The 17,449-nt window shown below is 75.5% G+C and carries 15 protein-coding genes and 1 pseudogene; 5 read left to right on the top strand and 11 right to left on the bottom strand.

All coding sequences use genetic code 11. From position 1 onward, the window contains the following. Positions 1–3: 3 nt before the first annotated feature. Positions 4–1,044 carry a LacI family DNA-binding transcriptional regulator gene (locus ACQEVU_RS18015; protein WP_433324875.1) on the bottom strand — a complete coding sequence of 347 codons (1,041 nt, stop codon included), beginning with the start codon at positions 1,042–1,044 and terminating at the stop codon, positions 4–6. Between the two features lie 32 nt (positions 1,045–1,076). Here ACQEVU_RS18015 and ACQEVU_RS18010 point away from each other — a divergent pair, with 32 nt between their 5' ends. Beyond that, positions 1,077–2,345 carry an MFS transporter gene (locus ACQEVU_RS18010; RefSeq protein ID WP_433324873.1) on the top strand — a complete coding sequence of 423 codons (1,269 nt, stop codon included), beginning with the start codon at positions 1,077–1,079 and terminating at the stop codon, positions 2,343–2,345. A gap of 60 nt (positions 2,346–2,405) precedes the next feature. After that, positions 2,406–3,038 (top strand): hypothetical protein, encoded by a 633-nt coding sequence (locus ACQEVU_RS18005; protein WP_433324871.1) that lies wholly within the window; start codon positions 2,406–2,408, stop codon positions 3,036–3,038. Between the two features lie 19 nt (positions 3,039–3,057). Here ACQEVU_RS18005 and ACQEVU_RS18000 read toward each other — a convergent pair whose 3' ends face one another. Both ACQEVU_RS18000 and ACQEVU_RS17995 read right to left on the bottom strand, forming a co-directional pair. Next, positions 3,058–5,433: an FtsX-like permease family protein gene (locus ACQEVU_RS18000; RefSeq protein ID WP_433324869.1), complete on the bottom strand. Its 2,376-nt coding sequence runs from the start codon at positions 5,431–5,433 to the stop codon at positions 3,058–3,060. Then, positions 5,424–5,924: a histidine kinase dimerization/phospho-acceptor domain-containing protein gene (locus ACQEVU_RS17995; RefSeq protein ID WP_433324867.1), complete on the bottom strand. Its 501-nt coding sequence runs from the start codon at positions 5,922–5,924 to the stop codon at positions 5,424–5,426. Before ACQEVU_RS17995 ends, ACQEVU_RS18000 begins: the two co-directional genes overlap by 10 nt. Positions 5,925–6,143: 219 nt before the next feature. Between ACQEVU_RS17995 and ACQEVU_RS17990 the strand changes: the two are divergent. Beyond that, positions 6,144–7,340: pseudogene (locus ACQEVU_RS17990) on the top strand (ABC transporter permease). Between the two features lie 11 nt (positions 7,341–7,351). Here the strand turns inward: ACQEVU_RS17990 and ACQEVU_RS17985 are convergent. The 3 genes from ACQEVU_RS17985 to ACQEVU_RS17975 all read right to left on the bottom strand — a co-directional run bounded on the left by ACQEVU_RS17985 (position 7,352) and on the right by ACQEVU_RS17975 (position 10,301). Then, positions 7,352–8,530, bottom strand: coding sequence for an ankyrin repeat domain-containing protein (locus ACQEVU_RS17985; protein WP_433324865.1), 1,179 nt, complete (start codon positions 8,528–8,530; stop codon positions 7,352–7,354). A 6-nt stretch (positions 8,531–8,536) separates the two neighbouring features. Next, complete coding sequence (locus ACQEVU_RS17980) at positions 8,537–9,340, bottom strand: class I SAM-dependent methyltransferase (protein ID WP_433324863.1); 804 nt, start codon at positions 9,338–9,340, stop codon at positions 8,537–8,539. A 94-nt stretch (positions 9,341–9,434) separates the two neighbouring features. Then, positions 9,435–10,301 carry an HAD family acid phosphatase gene (locus ACQEVU_RS17975; RefSeq protein ID WP_433324861.1) on the bottom strand — a complete coding sequence of 289 codons (867 nt, stop codon included), beginning with the start codon at positions 10,299–10,301 and terminating at the stop codon, positions 9,435–9,437. A gap of 171 nt (positions 10,302–10,472) precedes the next feature. On the opposite strand from ACQEVU_RS17975, the gene ACQEVU_RS17970 reads away from it, so the two are divergent. Continuing rightward, the gene (locus ACQEVU_RS17970) at positions 10,473–11,432 is read left to right on the top strand and encodes a hypothetical protein (RefSeq protein ID WP_433335384.1); all 960 of its coding nucleotides are present in this window, start codon (positions 10,473–10,475) and stop codon (positions 11,430–11,432) included. 11 nt (positions 11,433–11,443) lie between these two features. Next, positions 11,444–11,905: a MarR family winged helix-turn-helix transcriptional regulator gene (locus ACQEVU_RS17965; RefSeq protein WP_433324859.1), complete on the top strand. Its 462-nt coding sequence runs from the start codon at positions 11,444–11,446 to the stop codon at positions 11,903–11,905. Positions 11,906–11,914: 9 nt separating this feature from the next. Here the strand turns inward: ACQEVU_RS17965 and ACQEVU_RS17960 are convergent, their stop codons facing one another. The 5 genes from ACQEVU_RS17960 to ACQEVU_RS17940 all read right to left on the bottom strand — a co-directional run bounded on the left by ACQEVU_RS17960 (position 11,915) and on the right by ACQEVU_RS17940 (position 17,448). Then, a complete protein-coding gene (locus ACQEVU_RS17960; RefSeq protein WP_433324857.1) occupies positions 11,915–12,580 on the bottom strand; it encodes a response regulator in 666 nt (221 codons plus the stop codon). After that, positions 12,577–13,728 carry a sensor histidine kinase gene (locus ACQEVU_RS17955; RefSeq protein ID WP_433324855.1) on the bottom strand — a complete coding sequence of 384 codons (1,152 nt, stop codon included), beginning with the start codon at positions 13,726–13,728 and terminating at the stop codon, positions 12,577–12,579. The genes ACQEVU_RS17960 and ACQEVU_RS17955 overlap by 4 nt, the downstream gene beginning before the upstream one ends. 17 nt (positions 13,729–13,745) lie before the next feature. Further along, entirely contained in the window at positions 13,746–14,708 is a 963-nt protein-coding gene (locus ACQEVU_RS17950) for an ABC transporter permease subunit (protein ID WP_433324853.1), read from the bottom strand. Then, positions 14,705–15,433 carry an ABC transporter ATP-binding protein gene (locus ACQEVU_RS17945; protein ID WP_433324851.1) on the bottom strand — a complete coding sequence of 243 codons (729 nt, stop codon included), beginning with the start codon at positions 15,431–15,433 and terminating at the stop codon, positions 14,705–14,707. Before ACQEVU_RS17945 ends, ACQEVU_RS17950 begins: the two co-directional genes overlap by 4 nt. 89 nt (positions 15,434–15,522) lie before the next feature. Continuing rightward, positions 15,523–17,448 carry a BTAD domain-containing putative transcriptional regulator gene (locus ACQEVU_RS17940; RefSeq protein WP_433324849.1) on the bottom strand — a complete coding sequence of 642 codons (1,926 nt, stop codon included), beginning with the start codon at positions 17,446–17,448 and terminating at the stop codon, positions 15,523–15,525. Position 17,449 lies beyond the last annotated feature (1 nt).

Raw genomic sequence — 17,449 nt, 5'->3', positions numbered from 1 at the left:
CGTTCACCTGCGGGTGGAGCCGCGGACCGTGATGGACCAGGCGCTGGAGCCGCCGCCCGGGTGTGATCCGGTCAGCACCTTGGCGGCACAGGCCCGTCCCTGCTCGCGCAGCGACTGGGCGGCCGAGGTCAGGTCCCGCTGCCGGGCGGTTTCGGAGTCGTCCCAGCCGGTGACGGCGAGCCGGTCGGGGACCGCGATGCCGGCCCGCTCGGCGGCGCGCAGGACGCCGAGCGCCTGCTGGTCGCTCATCGCGGCGATGGCGTCGTGCCCGTCCCGGATGAGGCCGGCGGCGGCCGCCTGCGCGAGGTCGGCGTCGTTCGTGGCGCACACGGCGACCGGGACGCTCTGCCAGGCGATGCCGGCGTCGGTCGCCGCGTCGCGGAATCCTTCGAGGCGGTGACGGGTCACCGGGAACGACGCGGAGGCCGGGTCGGGGCCGTGAACGACGGCCGCCGTTCGGTCCCGGCCCAGCGGGAAGCTCACCACCGCAGGACGCCGCGCGGCGTTGAAGGCATGTGCGCCGATGGCGCGGGCGGCGGCGCGGTCGTCCGCGCCGATCATCGTGAAGCCCGGCCGCGCGGGGCCGCCCTGGATGGCGGCCGGCCGCCGGGTGGCCGCGACCGCGTCGAGGACCGGATCGTCGTCGCTGGTCGTCCAGAGCACGAACGCATCGACCGCGGCGTCGCGGACCCGTTGCACGTCGGCGTCGGAGCCGCTGGTCGGCAGGATGGTCATGCCGAAGCCGTGCTCGGCGGACACCTCGGCGATGCCGGCGAGGAACTGTACCGCCTGGGGGTCGTCGAAGGCGTAGGTGAGGCGTTCGCCGAGTACCACGCCGAGGGTGCGGGTCGAGCCGCGGCGCAGCGAGCGCGCGGCGGGGTCAGGACCGGCGTAGCCGAGCTCTATGGCGGCGAGCAGGACGCGCGCCCGGGTCTCGTCGGCGACCCGTGAGGGCTCGTTGTAGGTGTACGAGACCGTCATCGGGCTGACGCCGGCTCGAGCGGCGACCTCGGCCATGGTCGCGCGCCTGGACTTCCTTGACACCAGCGCATCATAGCTGTGTATCGTTACACAACATGTCGGCCTTCCTCTATCCCTTCCGATCCAGAACGCTGCCCAGCTATCTGGTCTTCGCGGCGTTCGGCGCGTTCTGGGGTGTCTGGGGCGCCTCGATCCCGCGCATCCGCGAGCAGGCCGGCGTCGACGACGCCCAGTTCGGTGTCGCGCTGCTGTTCATCGGCGGCGGCGCCCTGCCGGCGATGCTGCTCACCGGGCCCGCGGTGGACCGATGGGGCCGGCGGACGACGGCGCTCATGCTGACCGCGCTCGGTGTGTGCGGGGTCGGTGTGGCGGTGACCGCGCACGGCCTGCTCACGCTGTGCGCCGCACTGACACTGCTGGGCGCATCCAGCGGCGCGACCGACGTGGCGATGAACTCGATGGCCGGCGACGCGGAACAGGCGACCGGCAGGCCCGTGCTCACCCGGGCGGCCGGCGCCTTCTCGGCCCTCGTCGTCGCCGGAAGCCTCGGGACGGGCATCGCCGCGCAAGCCGGTGCGCCCACCGTCATACCGTTCGCGGCCGCCGCCGTGCTCGATGCCGTCATCGCCGCGGCGGTCCTCGCCGGAACACGGGCCGCCCGTTCCAGCGACCGCGCGCCCGCGGCGAGGCCGGCCGTGGCCCCCCTCGACCGCCGCCTGGTCGCACCGTTGCTCATCGTCGGCGCCCTCGGCACCCTGGCGTTCGCCAGCGAGAACGCCCACCAGAGCTGGCAGGCGGTCTTCTTCGAGCAGGAGCTCGGCTCCGGGCCCGGCCGCAGCGCCCTTGCGCCCGCCGTGTTCGCCGCGGTGGTCGCCGTCGCCCGGCTGAGCCTGAGCGCCGTCCCGCCCCGCTTCGCCGCCCACATCCTGGTGCTCGGCGCCACGGTCGCGGCGGCCGGCGCCGTGGTGGTCTCGATCGCGCAGAGCCTGCCGGTGGCCGCGCTCGGCATCGTTCTGGCCGCCGCCGGCACGGGCGGGCTGTTCCCGACGCTGCTGAGCGTCGGTGCCCGCAACGTGCCGGAGGCCTACCGCGGGCGCTCGACCGCGATCATCTCGACCGTTGCGTACCTCGGCTTCCTCCTCGGACCGGTCTACGTCGGCTTCTGGGCCGACGGGACCGGCCTGCGGGGCGCCATGGTCGCCGTCGCGGCGCTCGGTGCGGCCCTCGCCGTCCTGGCCGTTCCCGCCCTGCGCGCGTCGGGGTTCGTCATCCACGGCACCCGCGCCATCGCGCCGCCCGACGGGAGTGAGGCGACCGCCATTCGCCCTCACGTCATGCCTGTTGGTGATGGATCGAGGAGGTGAGGCCGGCCGGAGCCGGGGCGAGCTAGCGTCTGAGCTGGTTGCGTTTGAAGGGATTTCGCCATGTCATCGACTGAAGCCCTGCTCGCCATCGTCCTGCTATTGCTGATCGTCGCCGGTGTCGCGGCTGCGACGTTCGGCCGATTCCGCGGTTCGTCGCGGCGGCGCGGGCGGCGGGTCCGCGGCGCCGGCGGGACGGGCGGAACCGCAATGCAAGACGGCAGCTCGATCGATCCCGCGGCGGCCAGCGCGGCACCACCACCCCCTCAGGAGCCACCACCACCCACGGAGGTCGATGCTGCAGGCGGCCCGGTCTATGCGGCACCGGCCGGCGGCGACGTCTACAGGACGGACGACACCGACGCGCAGCAGGCAATCCACCAGCCACGGGCGGCCGCTGCCCCGCAGCCGCAGTACCCCGCCACGCAGCAGCCGGGGATCTGGGACACCACGCAGACCGACGACTTCTGGCGGCGCTGGCACAGGGTGGAGAGCCGGTTCGTCCAGGACCCGCCGGGCAGCGTCACCGAGGCTCGGCAGCTGGTGGACGATGCGGTGAAGGCCCTCGCCGAAAACGTGCACAGCCGCGAGGAGCAGGTCGCACGCGGCAGCGCGCGGGCGTCCGACGGCATCGCGGACATGCGCGACTCCGTGCTGCAGTACCACCGCCTGCTCGATCGCCTGTTGTCCATCTGAGGCGCACGAGGCGCCGGCGCTACTCGGAGCGCAGCGCCGCGGCCGTGCCGGACCGGGCCGACCAGCCGGCCGGGACCAGCGCGCCGCCGACGGCGATCAGCAGCCCGCCCAGCAGCAGCGGCACGAGCACCGGCGGGTGGTACACCTCGATGTCGGCCCTCGGAATCGTGGTGCCGGCCGCCTCGCCCATCGCCGGCACGACGAGGTGGTGCAGCGCGACGCCGACCGGCACGCCGAGCGCGCCCGCGGCCAGCCCGTTCACCGCCACCGAGGTGAGGACCATCGCGACGGCCTGCCGGGGCGCCAGGCCCAGCGACTTGAGGATGCCGATGTCGCGGGCGCGCTCGCGGATGTCGAGCACGACCACGTTGAGCACGCCGGCGCCCGCCACCGCGACCAGGAGCAGCGTGAGCGTGGCGGCCAGCGCGTCCATGGCCACCAGCACGCCGCTCACGTGGGCGTGGTTGGGCTGGGAGACGATGCCGTAGGGGCGCAGGGTGTCGTCGAGCGCCGCCATGTACGCGCGCCGGTCGACGCCCGGCGCCAGGTCGATGTCGAACTCGACCGACTGCGGCAGCACGTACGCGTCCAGCCCCGCCAGCGACCCGGCGTCGGTCAGGATGACCGGCCGCATGGCGAGGGCCTCGCCGACGAGCCGGACGGAGGCCGAGCGGCCGCCGTTCGTCAGGGTGATCGTGTCCCCGAGGTGGGTCCCGGTCGCGCTGAGGAACCCGGACGGGACGACCGCCTCCCCGGGGCCCTGGAACCACCGGCCCGCCAGCATCCGGTACGCGCCCCAGGACGATGCCCCGCGGTACGCGATCACCCTCGTCGGCCCGGCCAGCCCGCTCACGCTGAGCTCGGTCTCGCCGGTGCTGAAGTACCGGCCGGTGCCCGGCTGCGCCTGGATCATCGCCGCGACCTGCTCGGCGCCGGCGGGCTGGATCGGCCGGCCCTGCTCACCCGGTACGGGCGGCGCCGGCGGCCCGGACACCTGCACGACGATCGCCCCCGGCGAGCGCCGGTCGGCGTCGCGCTGGATCGCGCCGAGCGAGACCGCCAGCCCCACCCCCAGCGTCACCCCGACGGTGCCGAGCGCCACGGCCGCCGCGATCGTCGACGCCCGCGCCGGCCGGCTGAAGGGGCTCGCCAGCCCGAGCGTGACCGCGCGCGGCAACGGCAGCCGGCCCAGCACCTGCCGGACCCGCCGCCCGCGCCCGGCCCGCGGGGTGCGCCCGACGACCAGGGCCTCGACGGTGCGCAGCCGGCCGGCGCGCAGGGCGGGCACCAATGCGGTACCGGCGACGAGGGCCAGGGCGAGGCCGGCAACCGCGACGTCGACCCACGGCGGGACCACCGCGGGCCCGGCTCCCCGCACGGCCCCGGCGTCGCCCAGCACGGCAACGGCCAGCAGGTCGCCGCACACGACCCCGGCCGCCGTGCCGGCCGTCGCCGGGATGAGCGCCTGCCCGGTGTACGCCCACACGATCTGCCCCGGCGTGAACCCGATCGCCTTGAGCACCCCGATGCGGCGGGTCGCCGCGCCCACCGCTCCGCTGACGACGACGGCGATGACGAGCACCGACATGCCGAGCCCCAGCAGCCCGAACGCCACCACGAACGGCGCGAACGTCGCCGGCGTCCGGTCCGCCTGGAGCCGCAGCGTCAGATACGACGACACGCCGGTCATGGCCCCGGCGGGCACCGCTGCCGCGATCGCCTCCCGGTCGGCGGCCACCTGCCGCTGCGTCGCCGCGGCGGCGAACCGGTACAGCATCTGGTAGTCCGGCCGCGCCCCGGGCGCCGTGAGCTCCCGCAGCTCGGCCGGCGACACCCACGCGTTCGAGCTGCGCCCCACCGACCGGGCCATCCCGACGACGCTCAGCGTCGGCGCCCCCGGCAGGTCCGGAAACCGCAGCCGGCCGCCGACCCCGAACGGCGCGTTGTCCGCGTCCAGCACCACCTCGCCGGGGCCGGTCGCCCACCGCCCATCGGTGATCTGCAGACGGTCGACCGCCCCGCCGGCATCGGCCCGCCCGACGATCGTCATCGGCGCCAGTTCATCCCCCTCGGCAATCCCCTCGCCGTTCGCGCCCGCCCGCGGTCGCAAAGACAGCATCCGGTACGGCCCGGCCGCCTCGACCACGCCCGCGACCCGTGCCGTGGCCCGCACCTGCTCCTCGCCGACGCGCCCCGCGTCGAACCGCGCCGTGAGCTGCGCGCCGTGGCGGTCCTGGAAGGCAGCGTCGAACGACGCCGGCGACGCGACGAGGAGCCCGACCCCGAGCACGGACGCGGTCACGGCCAGCATCGTCGTCAGCCCCATCGCCACCGCCGGCCCGCGCCTGCGCCCGACACCGGCCCGCACGACCTGACCCAACGCGCTCATCGCCATCCGCGAAGGCTAGGCGGCACCGCCACGCCGGCACGCCCGCCGCAACGATGATTTCCCGTACCTCGCCAGGAGGACCCTCGCCGCGTCATCCTCCAGACCGACACCAACCGGTCCAGCAGCGCCGGGTCGCCGGTGACCGGGGCGGGGCGCAGGTCGCTCGTCACGGTGGGCCCGGCCCGTTCGGCCTCCTCGTCGGCCTCGCCCAGCGCGGCGGCCGCGGCCAGGGCCAGGTCGTGCGGGGCGGCGGCGATCGCGCCGCTGTCGCTGCGGGCCAGCGCGAGCAGCCCGTCGGGCATCCGTTCGGCGCGGGCGGTCGCGGTCAGTGCCCGGCCGGCCATGCAACGCCACTGGTCGAGCGTGGCTTCGGGCGTGGCCAGCTGGACCTCCAGGCCGGTCCGCACGATCGCCAGCGGGGTGCGCAGGTCGTGGGCGGCATCGGCGACGAAGCGGCGCTGGCCGCGGGTGCTGTTCGCGCCGGGCCAGATCCGCATCGACTCGGTGGCCGCCGGGCCTCAACCTGTCCACCGGCGGCGGCGAGGACGTGCTGCACTACACCGGCACCGCCCGGCGGGTGACGACCCTGCTCGAGGTGTCCAAGCAGCGGCCGGCCCGCAAGAACGCCCAGGTGCAGATCCGGCTGCCCGACGCCGCGAGCTCGCCGCCGGCCTGCGGCGCCAGATCTGCATGCGCGACGGCCGGTTGGTGGCGCCGTGACCACTCCCGCACCGGCGCGGTCCGCTCTCGTCCCGGCCCGCCTGGCCCCCGGCGACGTCGTCCGGGTCGGCGCCGCCAGCCCGCGCACCCGCCCCGCCCGGGCGCTGCTGTCCGCGCTCGGCATCGCCGCGATGGTCGCCGTCGTCGGCATCTCGTCCTCGTCCCGCGAGCAGCTCGACCGGCAGCTCGCCGCGCTCGGCACCAACCTGCTGACCGTCGCGCCCGCCCGGACCATCGAGGGCCGGCCCGCTCCCCTGCCCGCCCCGGCCGAGGCGATGATCGCCCGCATCGGCCCGGTCACCGCGGTTGCGGCGACCGGCGAGGTGCATGGCGTCCGGGTGTACCACAGCGAAGGGGGAGACCAACGGCCTGACGGTCATGGCCGCCCGGCTGAGCCTGCCGGCGACCGTCGGCGCCACCGTGCGGGCCGGCACGTGGCTCAACGGCGCCACCGCCCGCTATCCCGCCGCGGTCCTCGGCGCGGCGGCCGCCGAGCGGCTCGGCATCGGCCGCCCGAGCCCGCAGACCGAGCTCCTCGTCGGCGACGCCCGCTTCACCGTGATCCGCGTCCTCGCCCCGGTCCCCTTGCCCCGGAGCTGGACTCGGCCGTCCTCGTTGGCTGGGACGCCGCCACCGAGCGGCTGCGGTTCGACGGCCGTGCGACCACGGTGTACACCCGCACGCGCGACAGCCAGGTCGAGGCGGTCCGGGCCGTGCTGGCCGCCACCGCCAACCCGCAGGCCCCCGGCGACGTCGCCGTCTCCAAGCCGTCCGACGCCCTGCTGGCGCGCCGGGCCGCCGCCGCGACCCTCAACGCGCTGCTGCTCGGCCTGGGCGCGGTGGCGCTGCTCGTCGGCGGCGTCGGCGCGGCCAACACGATGGTCATCTCCGTCCTCGAACGCCGCGGCGAGATCGGCCTGCGCCGCGCGCTGGGCGCCACCCGCGGCCAGGTCCGCCTGCAGTTCCTGGCGGAGTCGCTGCTGCTGTCGGCGCTGGGCGGCCTCGGCGGCGTCCTGCTCGGCGTGGCCGCCACCGCCGTGTACGCCGCCTCGAGGTCCTGGCCGACGGTGGTACCGCCGTGGGCCACCGCGGGCGCCCTGGCCGCGACGATCGTCATCGGCGCCGCGGCCGGCCTCTACCCGGCGATCCGGGCCGCCCGCCTGTCCCCCACGCAGGCCCTGGCCGCGCCGTGACGCTGCCGGGGCTAAGGACCGAGCTGCCGGTCGAGTTCCTCGAGCACGTCGACGATCTCCAGCCTGCTGGTACCGGCGGGCAGGACGCGTGTGGTGCCGTAGGCGAGCTCGACCAACGCCGAGCGTGCGGCAGCGAACTCGTCCGCGGTGACCTCCAGCTGAAACCACGAAGCGTTCGACGCCGGGACGGCCTCGTGGCGCAGCCGCACGGCAACGGCCCGGGCCGTATCAGCGTTCCCGCCCGTCCGAGCCGCCCACTCGTCGTCGCCGAGGTCGTCCAGCGCGATGTCGATGACGCTCGCCAGCAGGTGCAGCATCGGCGGATCACCCTTGAACCGGACACCGGTCGGGACGATCGAGACGACGGTGCGAGTGATCGGCACGTCGTCCCGCCCGGCGCGGTGCTCGCCCAGCATGAACTGGACATTCTGGCGCTGCCAGCCGCGGGCCAGCTCCAGGGCGGTCATGCCGTCCGCGCCGACCGCGTCGACGGCGGCGCCGGCCAGCAGCAGGACGGCGATCACCCGTTGTTCGTTGCGTTCGACCGCGTGCATCAACGCGGTCCGCCCGTGCCGGTCGCGGGCATCCGCGTCGGCGCCGCCCTGCAGCAGCACGTCCACCGCGGCGTGATCTCCTCGCCGGGCAGCTACGACGATCGCCGGCGAGCCGTCACTGCGCCGCTGGTTGACGTCGGCGCCCTTCGCCAGGAGAAGTCGCAGGACCGCCGGTGCGACCGGTTGCATGACCGCGGTGATCAGCGGCGCCTCCTCGCTCGGGCGCGGCGTCGCCCCCGCGTCCAGCAGCACCTGCAGCGTCGCAAGAGCCGCCGGCCGAGGACGATGCATCGCGTAGGACACGGCCTCGGTCAGCACACTCGTCCTCGTCGTGGGCTCCGCCGGAAGCGCCCCGCGGGCGACGAGGTACCGCACCACGTCCGTGCGCGCCTCGAGCACCGCGACGCGCAGCGGCGACACGTTGAAGTGACCGACGGGTCCGATGCGGGCGCCGGCATCCACCAGCAGGCCGACGACTCCCGACCGGCCGCTGCGGGCCGCCTCGATGAGCACCGAACCCTGGAACCGGCTCACTGAGGCATCCGGGTCCGCCCCGTCGGCCAGCGCCCGCGCGACGGCCACCTCGTCACCGGCCCGCACCGCCTCGACCAGGCGCTGATCGGGATCATGGTTCATCGGTCATCACCGGACTCGTTCGGCGACCCTCAGCTCGGTCAGGTAGCGCTTGACGACTCGGCCACCGTAGTTCTCGTCGATGAGCGCCGCAATGGAGTTCAGCAGTCCGCTCTGCTGGTCCTGTGGCAGAGCACGGTGTCCGGAGTAGGTCAGCAGCAGGTCCAGGTACTCCGCCGTCGAGTACGACGCCTCCCACTCGTACCGATGGAAACTCGCGGGCCCGAAGCGCCCGGACGAGGTCAGCTCCCGATCGTCCTGCGGAATGTCGCGAGCGGTTTCGAGGCGCAGATCCGTCGGGACCGTCGGATCGAAGCGCTCGTAACACCGTTGGATCTCGGCGAAGAACGCCTCGGTCCAGGTGCCGCCTGCTATGTGGTGGGTTCCCACCGTGGCCAGCAGACCGCCGGGGCGCAGGGCATCCGCCGACTTCGGCACCCGCACGGCCGGGTCGATCCAGTGAAATGCCGTCGCGGAGAACACCACGTCGAACGGCTCGCTGGGCAGCGGCCACTCCTCGTAGGCCGCCGTGACGACCTGAACCGAGTCGAAGCCGGCAAGATTTCGCCGCGCCACGGCCGCCAGGTCCGCGCCCAGCTCGACAGCCACGATGCCGTAACCCCGCTCGGCCAGCGACACGGTTGCCTGCCCCGTTCCACAGCCGATCTCCAGCACCCTCGCACCGCGAGGCACTCCGGCCGCGGCCAGGTCGTCGAACAGCTGCGCCGGGTACCGCGGCCGGGCCCGGTCATACCGTTCGGCGTCCTCGTTGAAGGTCTCTCGCAACCTCACATAGCCGTTGCTGTCGCTCACCCAGCGAGCGTACGAGAGCTGCTCCCCGGCAGAAACCCGATTCTCCGCCCGAGCGCTCGTCCCGCCGCGCGGCGGGGCGAGCGCTCACAGCAGGTCAGGGCAGGAAGTAGTTCGGGTTGGGCAGCTTGAACGTGCGGTCGGCGTGGCCGCCCTCGAGGTCGCTGTACTGGTCGCCGAAGTTGGCGACGATCTCGTAGCCCAGGGACTCGATGTGCGCCCGGGTGGCCGACTTGTAGTGGATGGTCGTGCAGGCGCCGTTCGGGTCCGCGGCGCACGCCGCCTTCAGGTAGTCCGGGTAGTCGGCGACGGCGGGCTTGGTGAACAGGCCGTCCTCGCCGTCGCTGAGCGTGGTGGGCTTCGGGAAGCCGGCGTCGACGCCGATGCCGTCGGCGGTCAGGTTGCCCAGCGTGGCCTGCTCCTGCGCGGCGCCGCGGCCGGTCAGGAAGATGATGGCGTACCCCTCGCGCTCGGCCGCCTTCGCCAGGTCCACCATGCCGGGCACGGCCGGGAAGCGCTGCTCGGTGACGAACTGGGCATTGGTCGCCGGGTTGTACGCCCAGTTGCTGAACACCTCGTAGTTCCACGTCAGCAGCGCGGTGTCGTCGACGTCGAGGATGATCGCCTTGGTACCGCGGACGTGGTGGCGGGTCTCGATCCACCGCTGGCCGTCGGCGGCCACGCCGCGCGCCTCCTTGGCGTAGTTGCTGTCGGCCGGCGAGATCCCGGTGCCGAGCGGGTCGCCGTAGTAGTTGCGGATCTGCTGGCGCAGCACGTCGATGTTGGTGACGTCGCGCTCGGAGCGCGGCGTGAACGTCTTGATCGCCGGCGCCGCGGCGGTGGCGGCGTAGGCGATGCCGCCGCCGGTCAGGGCGGCCACCAGCACGGCCGCGACGGCGGCGAGTAACCACCGCTTCGACGGCCGCCGGGATACGGGCTCCGCGGCGCCTGCATCGGTCGACATGGGGGACCTCCTCATTGAGGGTCGGGCATACCGCGAGCAACGTAGCCCCGCCGCGCGGCGCCCGCACGCCGAGCGACATCTCCATTCCATGGAATGTTTGACGCGCCGGCGGGCGCGACGCTAACGTATTCCACGGAATACTTCTCCTCCTTCCCCCTCAAGGACCCCCTCATGTCCATGCTCAAGTCCAGGACGCTGTGGATCACCATCGGTGCGATCACCGCGGCCAACCTCGCCGTGTTCGCCCTGGCCGACCGGGCCGGGGTGGCCGGCGCGGCGACGATGGCCGCCGGAGCCGACGCCAACCTCGCCGTCGTGGCGCTGCTCATCGGCGTCATCTACCTGCTCACTCGCCGGCGGGCCGCGGTCGACCTCGGCGCGCGGGCGCCCGAGCGGCGCACCGCCGGGCGCGAGGTGGCCGGGGTGCTCGCCTACGCCGCCGCCGGGCAGCTCGTCGGGGCGGGCCTGGGCCGGCTGCTCGGCGGGCACCCGATCAGCTTCCACCTGGCCGGCACCCTGTACGGCCACCAGCACGTCACGCCCTACGAGGCATACGTCTGGGCGGGGTACAACTTCGTGGTCTACGCCCTGCTGCCGTGGCTCTACTTCCGCCAGCGCTACACGGCCGAGCAGCTGAGCCTGCGCTCGTCCAACCGCCGCAACGACCTGCTCGTCATCGTCGTCGTCATGGTCCTGGAGTCGCTCAACGAGCTCGGCGGCCTCTCCGACGCCGTGCTGCACCTGAGCGCCGGCCAGCTGCTCAAGGGCGTGCCCGCCGCGTTCGGCCTGTACTTCCTGGGCTCCGTCCTGCCCACCATGGTCCTGGTCTACTCGATCCTGCTGCCCCGCTACCGCGCGCTGACCCGCTCGGTGCCCGCCACCGTGGTCCTGGGCGGCCTCACGTATGCGCTGCTGCACGTTTTCGAGGCGTGGACGGTGCTGCGCTCGCCCGCCGGCGCGGCGGTGTCGATCGGGCTGCTGCTGTTGCAGTACACCGGGCCTGGCATGGTGAAGAGCGTGCTGACGCTGCGCACCGGCAACGCCTGGGTCCACGTGTGGGCCTACCATGCCGTCGCGCCGCACACGCTGGTCGACACCCCGCACGTCGTGGGGATCTTCAACATCAAGTAGGAGGGCGCCGCATGGCCCGGCCGCAACGACCGCAGCAGCAGGGCGCGATGGTGCGCGAGCTCGCCATCGTCCACCAGCTGATGACGACCCGGCTCAACCGGGCCCTGCGCCCCCTCGGCCTGACCATGACGCACACCAGCCTGCTGCTGCACCTCACCGGGCATCCGGACGGCTGCACCATCGGCGAGATCGCCGACGCGATGGAGGTCAACCAGCCCGCGGTGTCCAAGACGGTGAAGGCACTCGCCGACCGGGGCGCGGTGAGCATCCACCTCGACCCGGCCGACGCCCGCCGCCGCACCATCCGGCTCACCGAGGACGGCGGCGCGCTCATCGGCCAGGCCATGCAGGCGATGCACCCCGAGGCCACCCTCGGGCTCGCCGACCTCGACGACGAGCGCCTGGCCACGCTCATCGAGCTGCTCCGCACCGTGCGCATCCGCCTCGACGGGGCCCGCACCCAGGACGGCTGACCGGCGCGGTCACGGTCCTGCTCCAGCCGGGTCAGGCGGCGCCAGGCCGGTCTCGTAGGCGGCGATGACGGCCTGGACGCGGTCGCGCAGGCCGAGCTTGGCGAAGATGCGCCCGACGTGGGTCTTCACCGTCGCCTCGCCGAGGGCGAGCCGGTCGGCGATCTCGGTGTTGGACAGGCCGGCGCCGATCAGGGCGAGGACCTCGGACTCGCGGGCGGTGAGCGCGGCCAGCCGGTCGGGACGGGCGCCGGGGCGCGGGGCGGCGTGCCGGGCGACGAGCCGGGTGGTGATCGACGGGGCGAGGAGCACGTCGCCGGTGAGCACGTGGCGTACCGCGGAGACGAGCCGCTCCGGCGGAATGTCCTTGAGCAGGAAGCCGCTGGCGCCGGCGCGCAGGGCGGCGTAGACGTACTCGTCGAGGTCGAACGTCGTGAGCATGACGATCTTCCAGGGAACCGGCCCGGCGAGCAGGGTGCGGGCCGCGGTGAGCCCGTCGGTGCCGGGCATGCGCACGTCGAGCAGGACGACGTCGGGGCGCTCGCGGCGCACGACCCGGACGGCGGCGGCGCCGTCGCCGGCCTCGGCGACGACGGTGAGGTCCGGCGCGGCGTTGAGCATGATGCCGAGGCCGGTGCGCACGAGCGGGTCGTCGTCGGCGACCACCAGGCGGATCACGGCGCGGACCCGGCATCGGGGATCGGTATGCGCACGGAGACGGCGAACGGGCGGGCCGGGTCGTCGTCGATCGCGACGCTGCCGCCGTAGGAGGCGACGCGCTCGCGGATGCCGATGAGGCCGCGGCCCCCGCCGGATCCGCGCGGGTGCGGCGCCGGCGGCGGCTGGTCGTCCACGACGGCCAGGGCCAGGGCTTCGTCGCCGATGTCGACGCTGATGCGGGTGCCGGCGCGGGTGGAGTACCGCAGCGAATTGGTCAGCGCCTCCTGGACGATGCGGTAGGCCGCGAGCCCCAGCCCGGGCGGCAGCGGCCGGGTTTCGCCGGTGACGCGGCAGGTGACCGGCAGGCCCGCGGCGCTGACCCCGGCGACGAGGTCCGGCAGCATCGCCAGGCCGGGCTGGGGCTGGACCCCGGCGTCGTACGGCACGGTGGCGAGCAGGCCGAGCATGCCGCGCAGGTCGCCGAGCGCGTCACGGCCGCCGGCCTCGACCAGGCGCAGCTGCTCGGCGGCCCGGCCCGGGTCGGCGGGCAGCAGCGTCCGGGCGGCGCCGGCGGCGATGACCATGACGCTGACGCGGTGGGTGACGACGTCGTGCAGCTCCCGCGCAATGCGGGCGCGCTCGTCGCGCACGGCGCTCGCGTAGGCTTCGTCGCGTTCGCGGGCGGCGCGGCCGGCCTCGGCCCGCCAGGCCGCGGCGCTGCGGGCCCGCGAGCGCGCGGCGGCGCCGGCCAGCCACGCGCTGCCCAGCACCAGGAACGGCACGGCGGCGTCCGGCACCGGGAACCGGCTGCCGCCCGCGAACGGCGCGACGACCGCGGCCAGGATCGCGGGGCCGAGCCACGAGTGACGGGCGTGGACGGCGGCGGCGTAGCAGGCGAGGACCAGGCACGCCACGGCCAGCAGGAGGACGGCGTCGCCGACCGGCCACGGGAACGTCGCGAGCAGGCCGGCGCCGGTCACCGCACAGGCCGCGGTCGGGAACCGGCGCCGCCACGCCATCGTCGCGGCGGCCGCCAGCACGCCGTACGGGAACGGGTCGGTGGCCCGCAGGCCGAGGACGACGGCCGCCAGCAGCAGCGCCAGTGCGCTCGCCGCGTCCCCCGGCGTCGACCCGGCCCGCCGGATCAGCCGCGCTCCTCGCTCCACCTGGGCGAGCATATGGCTCAGCCGACCCGCCGCACGACCCGCAACGCGAGCACCGCCAGCAGCAACCCGGCGAGCCCGGCGAACACCACGGCGTCGACGGCCTGCAGGTGCCAGAAGCGGTCGGCGGGCAGGTACCACTCGAGCCGCCGCGCGCCGTGTTCGGCGAGGCAGCCGTCCAGACCGCCCTTGTCGCCGCCCATCGCCCCGGCGCACCACTGGGAGGCCTGCCCGGCGCCGATCGGGTGGCCGGCCCGGTCCACGAGGCCGGTGGGGTCGAGCCGCCAGTCCTGGCGCGGCCGGCCCGGCGGCCGGGCGGCGTCGAGCGGGTAGACGACCCGGACCGAGGAGATCAGGCGGTACCGCACCTGCTCCCACGCCAGCCGCACCGGCACGAAGATCGCGAGGGTGACCACCATCGCCGACAGGTTCCGCCGCGCGTAGGCGCCCACGACCGCGCCCAGCGCGAACGCGAACAGCGCGTACCCGGCCGGCGCGACGCCCAGCAGGCCGACCCAGTTGCGCTGGACCGGGCTGATCACGCCGGCGGTGATGTACGGGTCGAGGAACCACCGGTCGAGCGCGCCGACCGCCAGGCCGCCCGCCGCGCAGCCGGTCGCGAGCATCGCCACCTTGGTCCACAGCCAGCGCGGACGGCCGACGCCCTGCGTCCACGCCAGGCGGTGCGTGCCGGCCTCGACCTCGCCGGCGATGAGCGGGGCGCCCCAGAACAGCCCGATGAGGGCGGGCGCGAGGTTGAGGTACGGCAGCGCGTCCAGCAACGCCGGGTACTTCGCGCGCAGTCCTCCGACGAGCGCGCCGCAACCCTCATCGGGCCGGGCCAGGCACGCGCTCAGCCCGCTGCCGTGCAGGTAGGCGACGAGCGCCGCGCGCATCGCCACGTACGCCACGGCCAGCCCGGCGACACCGAGGGCGGCGGCGAGCAGCTGGTTGCGGTGCTGGCGCCAGGACAACCAGATCATGCCGCCGCCTCCGCCGGGCGGGTGCCGCCGAGGGCGCGCAGCACGAAGTCCTCCAGGCTCTGGCCCGGCGCGACGAGGGCGTCGACCGGGCCGTCGTGCGCGACGGTGCCGCCGCGCACGACCACGAGGTGATCGCAGGCGCGGTCAAGCTCGGCGACGTCGTGCGAGGAGTGCACGACCGTGATGCCGCGGGCGGCGGTCTCGCCGCGCACGTCGTCGAGGAACGCCCGCCGCGCCAGCGGGTCCAGCGCCGCGGCCGGCTCGTCGAGCAGCAGCAGCCGCGGCCGCTTCGCCAATGCCAGGGTCAGCGCGGTCTGCGCCTGCTCGCCGCCGGAGAGCGCACCGGCCCGCCGGCCCGGATCGATGCCGAGGCCGCGCAGCCGCCGCAGCGCGTATCCGCGATCCCAGCGCGGGTTGAGCGCCGCACCCATCCGCAGCAGCTCGTCGACCCGGAACCGGCGGTACAGCGGCTTGTCCTGCGCGACGAAGCCGACGTCGCCGCTCCCCGTCGCCGCCCGCGGCGAGGCGCCGAACACCGCCACCCGCCCGGCGTCGGCCCGCAGCAGGCCGACGGCCAGGTGCAGCAGCGTCGTCTTGCCGGCGCCGTTGGGCCCGACCAGGGCGACGACGCCGCCGGCCGGCACCCGCACGCTCGCGTGGGCCAGGGCCCACCGCCGCCCGTACCGCTTCCCGGCATCCCACGTGACCAGGGCATCAACATCCATGCCGACGACGCTAGGCATCCGGCCCGGCCGCCGCGTCCGCCCACGGTCCGACTTCCCGGCGCCGGGTCCACCCACGGTCGGACGGCGCGTCAGGACGCGCCGGCGAGTGCCGCGTCAAGGCGGTGGAGGTGCTCGGCGACCGGGCCGGCGGTGAGCAGGCCGCTGCCGGCGCCGGCCCACTCCCCCGCGGCCGGGACCAGCGCGGCACGCGCCCGGGCCGCTGTGGCGTGGTCGCCGGCGGCCACCGCCGCCCGCCCGACCAGGCACCACAGCGCCTCGGTGAACAGCCCGGCCGGCGGATCGGGCAGCGCGGCGAGCGCCGCCGGGTCCGGGCGGGCCCACCGTTCGTACGGGCCGCAGTCGGCGCCGTCGTCGGGCTCGCCGCGCCACACCCGCAGGCAGCGCAGCGCCAGCGGGAGCAGGCCGTCGCTCAGGCCGGGCATGCCGGCGTCGTCGAGCAGCACCGCCGCCGACCGGTAGGCGCGCTCCACCGCCGCGACCGGGGCCGCGTCCGCGATGGCGAGGCGCAGCACGCGGTACCACTGCGTGAACACCCCGACCAGGGGCCGTTCGTGGCGGGCGGCCAGGTCCTCGGCGGCCTCGGCGTCGCGGTCGGCGGCGGCGAAGTCGGCCTGGCCGCTGCGGGCCTGCATGCGGATCAGGTGGCCGAGGACCTGGAAGCTGACCAGGCCGCCGCGGGCGGCGAGGTCGACGAGCGCCGAGCCGATCGCGGCCCGCCGCGGGCCGGTGCCGGTGTCGCGGCAGGCCTGCATGAACACGGCGTTGAGGGCGAAGGCGAGCAGGGCCGGGTCGTCGAGCTCCCGCGCGATCGCCTCGGCCTGGCGGGCACAGTCCAGCGGGCGGGGTTCGCGGGTGCCGCGGGACTCGATGCCGATCGTGGCCAGCAGGCGGGCCCTGGTCGCGGCGTGCTCGCCGGGCGGCAGTGCGGCCAGCGTCCGCTCGGCGGCGGCGACCACGGCGGCCGCCTGCGCCGGGTCGTCGGAGCGGGGCCAGAGTCCGGGCACGTCGTAGGCGCCGATCACCCGGGCGGTCAGCAGCGGGTCGCCGAGCCGCTCGGCGGCGTCGATGGCCGCGGTCCGCTGCTCGCGGGCCGCCGTCAGCCCGCCCCCGCCGGTCATCGCGAGGTCGCGCAGGAGCCCGGTGGTCGACTCGAGCCGGGACCGCGAGCCGGCGGCGACGAGCCGGTCGTACGCCGACGCCGCCTGCGCCCACACCCGCTCGGCCGCGGTCTCGAGCTCGTCGCGGTGGTGCAGGATGTCCTCCTCGGCGCGGCGCAGCGCCGGCCCGGGATCGACGCCCAGCTCGTCGACGAGCAGCCGGCGGGCCCGGCGCAGTACCGCGAGGGCGTCGCCCTGCCGCCCGGAGCGGTACAGCGCGATCGCCAGCAGCCGCCACCCCTCCTCCCGCTGCGGGTGCCGGTCCACGTGCGCGTCGAGGTCGGGCACGGCCTCGGCGGCGAGGCCGAGGTCGAGGCGGGCGGCGGCCTGCCGCTCGACGGCGTGCCGGCGCAGCTCGGCGAGGCGGGCGCGGTCGGCGGCGGCCCACGGGGCGTCGGCGAAGTCGGCGTACGCCGGGCCGCGCCACCAGCCCAGCGCCGCCTCCAGCCGGACCAGGGCCGTGGCCGCCGGCAGGGTTCCGGCGTCGGCCACCGCCTGTTCGAACCGCCAGGCGTCCACGGCGGCGGGCTCGGCGCGCAGGGCGTAGCCGGGGCCCTCGGTGACGAGCAGCGTGGCCGGGGCGCGCGGGGGACGGTCCGGCTCCAGCGCCCGGCGCAGCGCAGCCACGAAGGTGCGCACCGCGGCGACCGCGCCGGCCGGCGGCGCCACCCACAGGTCGTCGACGAGGTCGCCGACCGGCACGATCCGGCGGCGGGCCACCAGCAGCCGGGCGAGCACCGCGCGGTGCTGCGGGCCCTTCAGCGCGAGCGGCCGCCCGGCGCCGTCCCACGCGGCGACCGGGCCGAGGACGCCGAAGTCGACCCGTGCGCCGCTCATC

This window comes from Dactylosporangium sp. CA-139066, assembly GCF_050936175.1.
Classification (GTDB): domain Bacteria; phylum Actinomycetota; class Actinomycetes; order Mycobacteriales; family Micromonosporaceae; genus Dactylosporangium.
Note: the sequence above shows the minus strand (reverse complement) of the source record. Positions and strands in the feature narration are given on the sequence as shown.

Bases quoted from the DNA above. Each gene is read 5' to 3' on its own strand.
- ACQEVU_RS18010 (WP_433324873.1), top strand. From the start codon at position 1,077: ATGTCGGCCTTCCTCTATCCCTTCCGATCCAGAACGCTGCCCAGCTAT.
- ACQEVU_RS18005 (WP_433324871.1), top strand. From the start codon at position 2,406: ATGTCATCGACTGAAGCCCTGCTCGCCATCGTCCTGCTATTGCTGATC.
- ACQEVU_RS18000 (WP_433324869.1), bottom strand. From the start codon at position 5,433: ATGGCGATGAGCGCGTTGGGTCAGGTCGTGCGGGCCGGTGTCGGGCGC.
- ACQEVU_RS17995 (WP_433324867.1), bottom strand. From the start codon at position 5,924: ATGCGGATCTGGCCCGGCGCGAACAGCACCCGCGGCCAGCGCCGCTTC.
- ACQEVU_RS17985 (WP_433324865.1), bottom strand. From the start codon at position 8,530: ATGAACCATGATCCCGATCAGCGCCTGGTCGAGGCGGTGCGGGCCGGT.
- ACQEVU_RS17975 (WP_433324861.1), bottom strand. From the start codon at position 10,301: ATGTCGACCGATGCAGGCGCCGCGGAGCCCGTATCCCGGCGGCCGTCG.
- ACQEVU_RS17970 (WP_433335384.1), top strand. From the start codon at position 10,473: ATGTCCATGCTCAAGTCCAGGACGCTGTGGATCACCATCGGTGCGATC.
- ACQEVU_RS17965 (WP_433324859.1), top strand. From the start codon at position 11,444: ATGGCCCGGCCGCAACGACCGCAGCAGCAGGGCGCGATGGTGCGCGAG.
- ACQEVU_RS17950 (WP_433324853.1), bottom strand. From the start codon at position 14,708: ATGATCTGGTTGTCCTGGCGCCAGCACCGCAACCAGCTGCTCGCCGCC.
- ACQEVU_RS17945 (WP_433324851.1), bottom strand. From the start codon at position 15,433: ATGGATGTTGATGCCCTGGTCACGTGGGATGCCGGGAAGCGGTACGGG.
- ACQEVU_RS17940 (WP_433324849.1), bottom strand. From the start codon at position 17,448: ATGAGCGGCGCACGGGTCGACTTCGGCGTCCTCGGCCCGGTCGCCGCG.